This window comes from Exiguobacterium sp. A1_3_1 (genome assembly GCF_048985645.1).
Taxonomy (GTDB): domain Bacteria; phylum Bacillota; class Bacilli; order Exiguobacteriales; family Exiguobacteriaceae; genus Exiguobacterium_A; species Exiguobacterium_A indicum.
The window spans coordinates 1-10,765 of the sequence record NZ_WBYY01000112.1 but is presented as its reverse complement, the minus strand read 5'-3'; the positions used below and the strand labels follow the sequence as shown (position 1 = coordinate 10,765).

Below are 10,765 nucleotides of genomic sequence, written 5' to 3'. Positions count from 1 at the left end.
AACCAATTCCGATGGACAGAAGGAAGGGATAACTTTTAATGGTAAGCAAAGCTTGATCCTCTCCTTGATTTAAATAGTTTTCAAATAAGTATCGGATATATTGGATTTATGTTTAACGGTTATCCTCATTTCTATTTTATTAGTTAAATGATTAATTCATTCTCTCGCTAAAGCGACAACACTGACGATCTCATAATGATTAATTAGACTTTGAAGAGGCTGTATATGTTCTCCTGAAATGTTGATCATAATAGTTAATTTTAGAGACTGCTAGCGAGGGCCGTTGGAACATTTCTTAATGGTTTCGTCTGCGATTTCTAATCCCATGAGATAGAGCGAGATCCCTCTGTCTGATACAAGAGACCATAAGTCGTCTTGTTTTCTCCGCATTCTAGCTCGTCGGCGTATGGATCATCAAAATAAGCCGCTCCGTTCTTCATATTCCTCCGTAATTTGGCGTATAGCAATTTTTCCATGAAACTTACTACATTCGCTAAAACCACCTTTATCTATTACGGAATATCCCCATCCCATCTAAGCGTAAGAACTATGAAGGAACCTCACATCATGACGTAATGTGGGGTTCCTTTTATTCAAGTGAATCGATGTTTGGATCTTCTGACAGGATAAGTTTTTTATTCTTCACGGATCTCCTTAATACCATGAAGTGTCATTGCTTCATCCATTTCGCGCTCCGACCTAGACCAGATGGAGCGATGACGCCTTCATCCCGTAAGTCACGCAACACGCGATTGATGGTCGCCTCACTGACATCAGGACAAGCATTTCGGACGTCTGCTTTCGTAAACGGCGTAATTCGTCCTTCGACGAAGCGACGAATCCGATTGTTCTTGTTTTGGCTACCCATTGTGACCAACCCGACGCGATCTTCCAGTTCTTTATAAGCGACAAGAATCGTGCTCAACAGGTAGTTGATCCAAGGGAACGGATCCTGTTGGTTCTGGTGCCAACGCACGGAAGATAGACGGAGCGACTCATAATAATCTTCCTTCCGTGATTCGACAATCTTCTCGAGACTGATGTAGCGTCCGACTTCGAAACCGTACTGATAGAGCAGCAAGAGCGTCAACAGTCGTGCCATCCGACCATTTCCGTCATTGAACGGATGGATCGATAGGAAATCGAGGACGAACAAGCTTGTCAGGATGAGCGGATCGACATCCTCTTGTTGTCGACGTTCACGTAGACTGTCGCATAATGCCTGCATCGCTGCCGGTGTTTCGAACGCAGGGACGGGGGTGAAGCGCGTCCGGCGAGTGCCGTCTGGGAACGTCTCACTAATCTCATTGTCGACGTTCTTCCATCGCCCACCTTCGACAGGGACGAACTTATAGAGCTCCTTGTGTAGCTGTAACAGGATGTTGGCATTGATCGGGATATCTTGAGCTGAAGCATGGATTAGGTTGAGGACATCGCGGTAACCTGCAATCTCTGCCTCCGAACGATCGGCAGGATCGGCAGACTTTGACATGATGGTCTGTAGTCGACTCTCCGTAACGATGATTCCTTCAATCGCATTCGAAGCTTTCGTTGACTGGATGACGGCGACATCACGCAGCGTATTAAGGATTTGAGGTGCTTGTTGTTTATAGAGGTCCTGCTTCCCTTTGTATTCGTTGATCCGTCCGATCAATCGGACGGTTTCCATCGGTAGGGCAAGGTCTTTGAGATAGGTATATGTATAGTCGCGCATTCATCGCACTCCTTTCACGAAATAGATCAGGTTAGACTAAACATACTCATTTCCATGTTGGATGACTATGTTTATCTTCATTATAACGTATTTAAAAGCGTTCAAACATAGATAAACATAGTCAAATCACAATATTTTGACCATGTTTATATATTTGTTGACTATGATTATATTCCTTCAATTTGGACAACTAGCAATCATTTGAACGTTACGAACTCGGCATCGAGAATTTTGTTTGACGAGAGGTAAATCCTGGTACTCATTTTTCAATTCGTATTTTTGATACTTCATTAGCCTTGTGAGTAATAGAGACGAAAAAATGCAGTAACGAATAACTCGTCACTGCTACAGTAAATTTCGATTACTAGATCGTACTGATGGTTATTCAATAACCATGTTATTACGGTCTTATGGTCGTTGTTCCGCATACACTTGTACAGCCGGTTTGCTTCCATTGTTTTCTATAAGAATAGATAAACGGCATCTCTTCATTTTTTCCTTATAAAAAGACCGTTAGACTGTAAAGTAGAGTACAAAAGAGTGAAACAGAGAGCCCGATACCTAAATAGAGGATCTTCATCGAGTCGTTCGTTTTTTTGATCACAAATATCAATAGCCCAGTAAATAAAAGACTAATTACAAATAAAGTAGTCGATGCTACGGTGGGTTCGAATGTGATATCGGAATAGGCGTGCTGCAGGTTCGGAAAAATCAGTTCCGATAGCTTTCCAGAGCCACTTGTCTGTAGCGTATCATTTATCGAATGAGGTGGTTCTTGTTGACCAAGCCATGCGATCGCCGCAAAGATAAACAACAGTAAGATGCCCTCGATTCGTATTCTGGCGCGTTTGACGTTGAAGTCTTGATTGGTTTGGGCATAACTCGCTTTTCCATTCAGGAAGCCAAGGATCAACACAGGAAAAATCAAGACATGTTTCCAGAGTAAAGACTGACCATACGGTAAAATCCAGGATGCAGGATAGTCATCGATACGGATGACTGCGCTCATCAGATAGATGCCAGAACCGACGATCAGTACAAAACATAGCGTAACAAGTGGTTTAAACCACTCTATAAACAACTGCCAATTGTGTTCTGTTTTACTTGAGAATCCAAGTACGAACAATCCACCCACCCAAATGAATACAGACAGCGCATGGATAGTATGGACCACAACCCCTTCCGCTCCTTTAATGCTTGATGCATGATCCGCCCATGCAAGTGTCACGACCATGAAAAATAAAAGGGACAAGCTGAGCGGAATGCGCTGCTGACGTTTCGAGAACGTGACAGCAAACAGGAGGACACTTAAAATACTCATCACAATCCAAGCATTCCCTACCTCGAACGTTAACAGTACGGAACGAAGCGTCATCCAAAATCCGATATCTTCATACAAGTATCTGACGATCCGAATGACGGATGAAGAAAAGAGTACAGGAATTAATAGAATGAATAGACGGAGCTGTCGAACGGAGAACGAGACATCGGGTCGATAAGGCAATGGAATCAACTGGACAGCAAAATGTCCGATCAGCCATGCGAGACAACCATAGAGAAGCGTGTCACTGAGTACATAGAGTAGGGTCATCGTTTACGACCTTTCAGGACGATACGATAGAAGAAGTAGACGACTAGTATCAGTAAAATTCCGGCAATCAAAAACGAAGAAGACTCTCCATCATCTGCAGTGCGTGCCGTTTCGTTTTCAAATGTCGCTTCCTGTTTTCCATCCTCTTTCTTTTGTGAATCAGCTGTCGTATCTTTTGCTGACGCGCTCTCTTGCTTTTTCGATGCGACAACAAAGGTATATGTATCTTCAATCGGGTGCCCATCTGTCCCGACTATTTTCCAGTCCACGCGATAGCTGCCTGGCGTTAAGGGACGATCCGACTCTAGTTTCAGATTTTGATTTTCCTGACTCACTGTGCCCTGTAGCGGAGTCGAATCATCCGCTTGATATACACGAAGGGTACCCCCTGCCTCAATTTTCGTTGCAAAATTCAATTCGACGGTCTGAGTGGATTCGACGGTCTGATTGGCTGCCGGATTGGATGATTCGAGTCCGGTGTGTGCGAATGCATTGTTGGGATAGTAGAAGAACGCACCTACTAGGATGCCCAAGAGAAGAACTCGTATTTTAGTCATGTGTGTCACTCCTTCAGCTGATTAATATGTACGGACATCATCATGAAATCGTTCGATGGAGTCCACGAGATATTTTGACGCTTACATTAGGAAATGCTAATATGATGATAACATATTAGAGAATGCGAATATGAAAAAAGGAGTGAACAATTTGGAACAGTTACTAGAACCATTGGACGTAAAAGTACGAGTCGTTCATGGATTTTCCAATAAAACGCGGTTGCAGATCCTCGAGTGCCTCTCGGAAGGTGAAAAGACCGTCACCGAAATCGTCGAGATTGTCCAGGGGAACCAGTCGAACATTTCGCAACACCTCGCCTGTTTGAAAGGATGCGGCTTGATCCAAAAGCGGACCCAAGGAAAGTATGGCTATTACTCCTTACGAAACGAGACGGTCCGTGATTTTTTGCGATTATTCGGCGACTTGACACTAGAAATCGGACGAGAATCTGCTTGTTGTGCGCATCATATCGAGGGGGAATGAGAGGGATGTCCAGTTCATGCTGTAAAGGTGGTAGCGTAGAGGAAAACGAAACGAAGAAAACCGAAGACCTGTCTGCTTCAGAACAAACGACATGCTGTCGTTCGACGAAATCGGAATCTTCGTCTTTTCATCCAAATGAACCCCCAAGTAAAAAAAACGAGACCTGTTGCTCTGTGCCTTCGATTGAAATCGCTGGAACGATGCTACAAGATGAAACGGATACAGTTTCTGCACACGGTGAAGAAGGTTGTTGCAGTACAACACTGCAAAAGAGCGAGACCTCATGTTGTGCGTCAACTACGACTCGAGAGTCCGACTCATCCGTGGAGCGATTGACATCGAGTTATCGCGTGGAAGGGATGGATTGCCCGTCCTGCGCTGCGACACTAGAAAAAGGACTTCTAGCCATTCCTTTGTATCAGAGCGTATCTGTCAATTACGGTGCAGCACGTCTGAAAATCGAAAGTGAAGCGGTCCTGGATGACCGACAGCTGGAGAATGACGTGAAGAAGTTAGGCTTTCAGCTCGTCGTTCCTGTAAAAGAGGGAAAAGTGACGGAGACCTATACCGTTTCAGGAATGGATTGTAGTAGTTGTGCGAAGACGATCGAGCAACACTTTCAGAATATCGAAAGTGTACAGCGTGTCTCGGTATCCTTCCCGCGTGGTGAAATGGATATCGCACATCAGTTAGATGTACAGACCGTTCAACAGGAACTGAAAAAAATCGGCTTTGACGGACACGTCAAAGGACAGACATCCTCCAAGTCTCCGAAACGCTCATACGAAGGGATGACGAACGGTGTATCCGGTCTGCTCATCGGGTTAGCATTAGTGCTACAGATGATGGATGTCTCGTATGTTGCGAATGCCTTCTACGGGATTGCCTTAATATTAAGTGGATGGCGTACTTTCCGAAGTGCCTATTACGCGGTCCGGGCTCGATCGCTGGATATGAACGTTCTGATGAGTGTCGCGGCAATTGGGGCAGCGCTCATCGGCGAGTGGTTAGAGGGTGCGACAGTGTTGTTCCTCTTTGGGATCGGGAATCTGCTTCAAAATCATTCCCTGGCACGGACACGAAACTCGATTCAAAAGTTGATTGAACTTGCGCCGAAAGAAGCGCTCGTACTGAAGAAGGACGGCGTCCTTCGCCAACCCGTAGAAGCCGTACAAGTAGGAGACCGGATCCGGATCCGGCCAGGAGATCAAGTGGCATTAGATGGTGTCATTTTCAAGGGGACGACGACGATCAATCAAGCACCAATCACGGGAGAATCGGTACCAGTCGATAAGCGTGAAGGGGACCAAGTGTTTGCGGGGACGCTGAACATAGATCGCTCTTTCGATATGGTCGTTGAAAAAACATATCAAGAGACGACGCTCGCCAGCATCATTGAATTGGTCGAAGAAGCGCAAGACAAGAAAGCGCCGAGTGAGGCGTTTATCGACCGTTTCGCTAAAGTCTACACGCCGTTCGTCTTTCTAGGTGCGATTCTCGTGATGATCCTCCCTCCCTTGCTTCAACTGGGGAGCTTTGGAGGATGGTTCTATAAAGGACTGGAGCTGATCGTCATTGCTTGTCCCTGTGCGCTTGTCATCTCGACACCGGTTGCCATCGTGACCGCGATCGGGAACGCTGCTCGAAATGGTGTCTTGATCAAGGGTGGTGTCTTCTTGGAGCAAGCAGGAAAGATTGAAGCGATTGCCTTTGATAAGACAGGCACACTGACGAAAGGAGAACCGATCGTACAAGAATTCATGATCCTTTCAGGTAATCGTGAGGAAGTATTACGGCTGGCACTCTCGCTTGAACGTCATTCCAGTCATCCGCTCGCGAAAGCGATTGTGGCGTTCGCATCCGAATCTGACGTCATCCCACTCGAGGCGGAGACGATGACGAATCAAGTCGGAAACGGTGTGACAGGGGAATTCGGTCAAGCGACGTATCATATCGGAGGAGTCAAATGGTTCCGGGAAATGGGATACGACGTCGATGCTGTGCACGTGAATGTCTCGAGTCTCGAACAGCAAGGAAATACCGTCGTATTCCTCGCAGATGAGACACAGCTCCTCGCGTTGTTCTGTCTCTCTGATGCTGTCCGAGAGGAAAGTTTCGATGCTTTACGTCGATTGAAGGATAAAGTAGGCATCAAGCGACTCGTCATGGTAACGGGTGACAATGCCGGTGCTGCATCACATATCAGTCAGCAACTCCAGCTGGATGAAGTCCACGCGAATCTGTTGCCACAGGATAAAGTTCACGTCATCGAACACATGAAACGACAACCGCTGCGGACGGCGATGGTCGGTGACGGGATCAATGATGCGCCGGCTTTTGTCACGGCGGACTTGAGCATCGTGATGGGAGGCGCTGGAACGGATACCGTTCTTGAGACAGCGGATATCGTCCTGATGGCGGATAATCTAAACAAGTTGCCTTATACACTAGATTTGAGTAAGGCGACACTGACCATCATCAAGCAAAATATCGCGTTCTCGATTTTTATCAAAGTCGTTGCAATGGTGCTCGTCTTCCCAGGATGGTTGACGCTCTGGATGGCGGTCCTCAGTGATACAGGAGCTGCTGTCCTTGTGACGTTGAATGCTTTACGCTTACTTCGAAAACGTCAACTATGAGTAGCTGTTTGAATACACGCTTTATGAAATAGAAGAGACACCTTAATTCCGAGACTATAGCGGAAATAAGGTGTTTTTTGTGTTTTCTGACAGATAACAAGAAGGATTGTTTGATCTTTCGAAAAAGATCTTAACTCGACAATAACTGTTCCTTTCGTTTAAGAAGAATTATAATTTCGATTTCTTTGTCCCTTGATGAGTTGCGCATAGATTTGATAGCTCGTTTCTTACATACAGATAGTGACTTGTATTTTAGTACTTCTGCATTTTTTCATTGTTGAATAGGTGTGGCATTTGAAAAAATTATTCAATAATGACAAATAGGTAAATTGTACATGTATTATTAAAATGTATATACACTATAATGGAGATACGAATACAGTAATGTCAGCAGTGTCTCGATCATTCAGGAAATGCATAGGTCTGAAATCAAATTTAAAATAGGAGATGAGAATATGATCAAATTAATCTTAACTGATATGGATGGTACTTTCTTAAACAGTAGAGGAGACTTTAACCGAACGTTATACAAAGAAGTAAAGGAGCTAATGGTAAATAAGGGAGTAACTTTTGCTCCGGTAAGTGGCAAACAGTGTGAACGAGTAGAAGAGTTATTTGGTGAAGACGCGAATGATTTATGGATTTTAGGAGATAGCGCAACTCGGATAAAGCATCAAGGAGAATTTATCTATGAATCATTATTAGAAAACAAAAAAGGCTTAAGTATTATTAGTGAACTCGAAAAAATTAGTCCTACGCACACAATCATTGCCTGTACAAGACAAGGAGCGATTACGAAAAGTACGATTTCACCTGAAGAAGCACAGATAGTGAGAGGATCATATGCGAATGTCAAACAGATATCTAGCTTCAGTGAAATAACTGATGATTTTATAAAAATTACCGTACATGATCCAGAGTTAAGATGCTTCGAAACGAAAGAAAAAATAGCACACTTTGCCGATAGTGCATACATTGTGGCATCAGAAGCTGCATGGATAGATATAGCAAATGTAAATGTCCATAAAGGGACGACTGTAGAACAGCTTCAAAAAATATTGAATGTTACGCCACAAGAAACAGTAGCTTTTGGAGACGGGTACAACGATTTAGAGTTGATGATCCGCGCCGACTATAGTTTCGCTGTCAGAAATGCAGTCGATGAGCTGAAGGAAATAGCCCACTTCATTACAGGTACAAATGATCAAGACGCGGTGATGCAGACGATTATTAAGTTAGTTTCCCTTCAAGCGGACGTAAAATTGCCTTTGAATGAAAAGCGATCACTATTAAAAAGTTGACTGTGACATGACTCAGAAGATTAGAGTTTATTTTTAGAAGATGGAGGTCCGACGTTTACTCGGTAAAGGTCATGTAGAAAAGATAAATTGATACTAAAAGATTACTTACGATATAATAAAACATTTGGTAAGCAATCTTAAACTGAAGAAAAAACTATCAAAGGAAAATTAAGAAATAGTTTGAGTCAATGGTATTATGTTCTTTGTAAAAAAGCCTATCAAATAAAAATACGAATTTGAACGGTTTTATGACTATTTTATTTAAATCAGGGCATATTCACTATATGACTTTATTGATAATTTTTTTGAATTGATGAAAAAAAATACAGTAATATCACGACACAGTTTATCTAAGTAATAAGTTGTATTTCTTATTACTTTTTAAAGTCGATAAAATAATTGTTTGATTCATAAGAGATCTATAAGTCATAAGAGGAGTGACGCTATTGGAGGAAGTTATCTCACTAAAAAAGAAGGTTAAGAATAATCGGTTACAGTCTCAAAAAGATGAAGAGTCTCTTGCTTATGATCATTTTAGTTTTTTTACTGGAGCAACAGAAGATGAAATTTCTAAGCTTCCGAGCGAGGTGACGGAGGACATCAAGGCATTCTTGAGAGAGAACAATGGAGCGCGTCTTTTCTACGATCCATTATACGGAGGCGGATATGAGCTATTTTCAATCGATGAAATAATAGAACTTTTGGTGATTTGGGAATGTCCGATCAATTTCTTGCCAATTGGATTCGGACCGAATGGGGAATGGATAGTATACGAAATGCATGGTGAGAATAAAAAGCGAATGTGGATCGGAGAGTCTATCAATTTTGAAGAAAATTTAGATGCGACAGCACTTGATTTTATGGATTGGCTAGACTACCTGATTTTATTAAAAGGTGCTCCCTATTGGACTTGGGATAAAGCTGTTCAATGAAGCCCTCATTAATCATCGAGATAAGGTGATTAATGAGGGCTTCATTAACAGTCAATTCGCAGTTATCAATGATACAATGCGTTATGCTTATCTTCATAAACGCTTAAACGTAAAAAAGTATAGTGAAGTAGGGATGAATCCTTTTAGAATGCTTTTAAGAAATACACTAATCGGAGGGCACCAGGTATGCGCCTTACAATCGCAATGGAATATGGTATAGCAGTAATTCTTTACATGGGTCTAGCGTGCAATACCCTTCGGAAAACTGAATCACCATACGTTACGATTGATGAAATCAGTACTCAATGCGACCTTTCTAAGAATCATTTAATTAAGGTCATTCATATACTTGGGCAAACGGATATTTTAACGACCATCCGAGGTCGGCGCGGAGGGATATTACTCGGTAAACCGTTCGCGGACATTTCCTTAGGAGAAGTCATGCGAGCGCTCCGGAAGATACCAGAAGGGAGGCAGGGGGAGTCGTTTCAGCAAGATGTTCGTCAATTACTAACACTGCCTATACAAGAAGCGGAGCAGCGCTATCAAGAAGCGATGGATCAAGTATCCTTTGCTGATTTGGTCGAACAATTTAAAACGAAGCGATCTGGACTTAAGAATCATACCTCTCGTTCATGATCAGAAGTCTTTCTTCCTATTAAGACATCACGTATGCTTACAGTGACATTGGCTATATGTAGGAGGCAAGGTTCAATTGGGTGTATCGATCGTAGTATTCATTGTGGCGGGTCTCGCTGAGATTGGTGGCGGGTATCTTATTTGGTTATGGTTACGGGAAGGACGATCCGTCTATTTAGGGATTAGTGGTGGTTTATTATTAGCGTTGTATGGTGTCATTGCTACCTTACAGACCTTCCCGACATTCGGTAAAATATACGCAGCCTATGGTGGTGTGTTCATTGTGTTATCAGTTTTATGGGGATGGGGGATCGATAAAAAGATGCCGGATCTGTATGATTGGATCGGCGCATTTGTCTGTTTGATAGGAGTTGCCATCATGCTGTGGTTTCCTCGATCTTAAGTTAAAATGTTAAAGCGAGTCACATGGGTGATTCGCTTTTTTTGAAGAGCACTGATATTGTTCATAGTATTTTTCTGGAACTCTTTTAGCGAGTCATGATGACCGAGTCTAAATGTATTATTGCGAGTTTATCTTCTTTTAAGTTGTGGGCTTAGTTTTGTATCCTACAATTTGTCACCATCAGCTGGTAGTTCACACTAATCATACATGTAAAGTGACGCTTCTTAAAAAACAAATAAGTTACCTAATAAAAAACTATGTATTTATTTCGACATCGAAATGTATACATAGTTTTGTTTGTCTTATTTACGTAGATTAAGTTGTTAAAAACATATTGATAAAAAGATGAGTTTATAGACTTTAAAATTGTAATCAATCGACTAAATACACGCTTGTGAAAAAATGTTTATTTTTGTATACAAAACGGTCGTTTTAAAAACAAAAAAAGAAAACTCACATATTTCCTCAGATGTGAGTTCTACCTGTCTTATTTATAGATATCACG

General features: G+C 42.5%; 9 protein-coding genes. 6 read left to right on the top strand and 3 right to left on the bottom strand.

Going from position 1 to position 10,765, the window contains the following annotated elements; genetic code table 11:
* Window positions 1–670: 670 nt before the first annotated feature.
* From F8N00_RS12095 to F8N00_RS12085, 3 genes are all read right to left on the bottom strand, one after another.
* Window positions 671–1,714, bottom strand: a complete 1,044-nt coding sequence (locus F8N00_RS12095) for a Fic family protein (protein ID WP_421018288.1) — start codon at window positions 1,712–1,714, stop codon at window positions 671–673.
* Window positions 1,715–2,213: 499 nt separating this feature from the next.
* A complete protein-coding gene (locus tag F8N00_RS12090; RefSeq protein ID WP_421018287.1) occupies window positions 2,214–3,305 on the bottom strand; it encodes a copper resistance D family protein in 1,092 nt (363 codons plus the stop codon).
* Entirely contained in the window at window positions 3,302–3,862 is a 561-nt protein-coding gene (locus F8N00_RS12085) for a copper resistance CopC family protein (RefSeq protein WP_421018286.1), read from the bottom strand. Before F8N00_RS12085 ends, F8N00_RS12090 begins: the two co-directional genes overlap by 4 nt.
* Before the next feature lie 151 nt (window positions 3,863–4,013).
* On the opposite strand from F8N00_RS12085, the gene F8N00_RS12080 reads away from it, so the two are divergent.
* The 6 genes from F8N00_RS12080 to F8N00_RS12055 all read left to right on the top strand — a co-directional run bounded on the left by F8N00_RS12080 (window position 4,014) and on the right by F8N00_RS12055 (window position 10,260).
* Complete coding sequence (locus F8N00_RS12080) at window positions 4,014–4,346, top strand: ArsR/SmtB family transcription factor (RefSeq protein ID WP_421018285.1); 333 nt, start codon at window positions 4,014–4,016, stop codon at window positions 4,344–4,346.
* A 5-nt stretch (window positions 4,347–4,351) separates the two neighbouring features.
* Entirely contained in the window at window positions 4,352–6,985 is a 2,634-nt protein-coding gene (locus F8N00_RS12075; RefSeq protein WP_421018284.1) for a heavy metal translocating P-type ATPase, read from the top strand.
* Between the two features lie 455 nt (window positions 6,986–7,440).
* Entirely contained in the window at window positions 7,441–8,286 is an 846-nt protein-coding gene (locus F8N00_RS12070; RefSeq protein WP_421018283.1) for an HAD-IIB family hydrolase, read from the top strand.
* Window positions 8,287–8,732: 446 nt separating this feature from the next.
* The gene (locus F8N00_RS12065) at window positions 8,733–9,218 is read left to right on the top strand and encodes an SMI1/KNR4 family protein (protein ID WP_421018282.1); all 486 of its coding nucleotides are present in this window, start codon (window positions 8,733–8,735) and stop codon (window positions 9,216–9,218) included.
* A 186-nt stretch (window positions 9,219–9,404) separates the two neighbouring features.
* Window positions 9,405–9,857 (top strand): RrF2 family transcriptional regulator, encoded by a 453-nt coding sequence (locus tag F8N00_RS12060; RefSeq protein ID WP_421018281.1) that lies wholly within the window; start codon window positions 9,405–9,407, stop codon window positions 9,855–9,857.
* A gap of 76 nt (window positions 9,858–9,933) precedes the next feature.
* Window positions 9,934–10,260, top strand: coding sequence for a YnfA family protein (locus F8N00_RS12055; RefSeq protein WP_421018280.1), 327 nt, complete (start codon window positions 9,934–9,936; stop codon window positions 10,258–10,260).
* Window positions 10,261–10,765 lie beyond the last annotated feature (505 nt).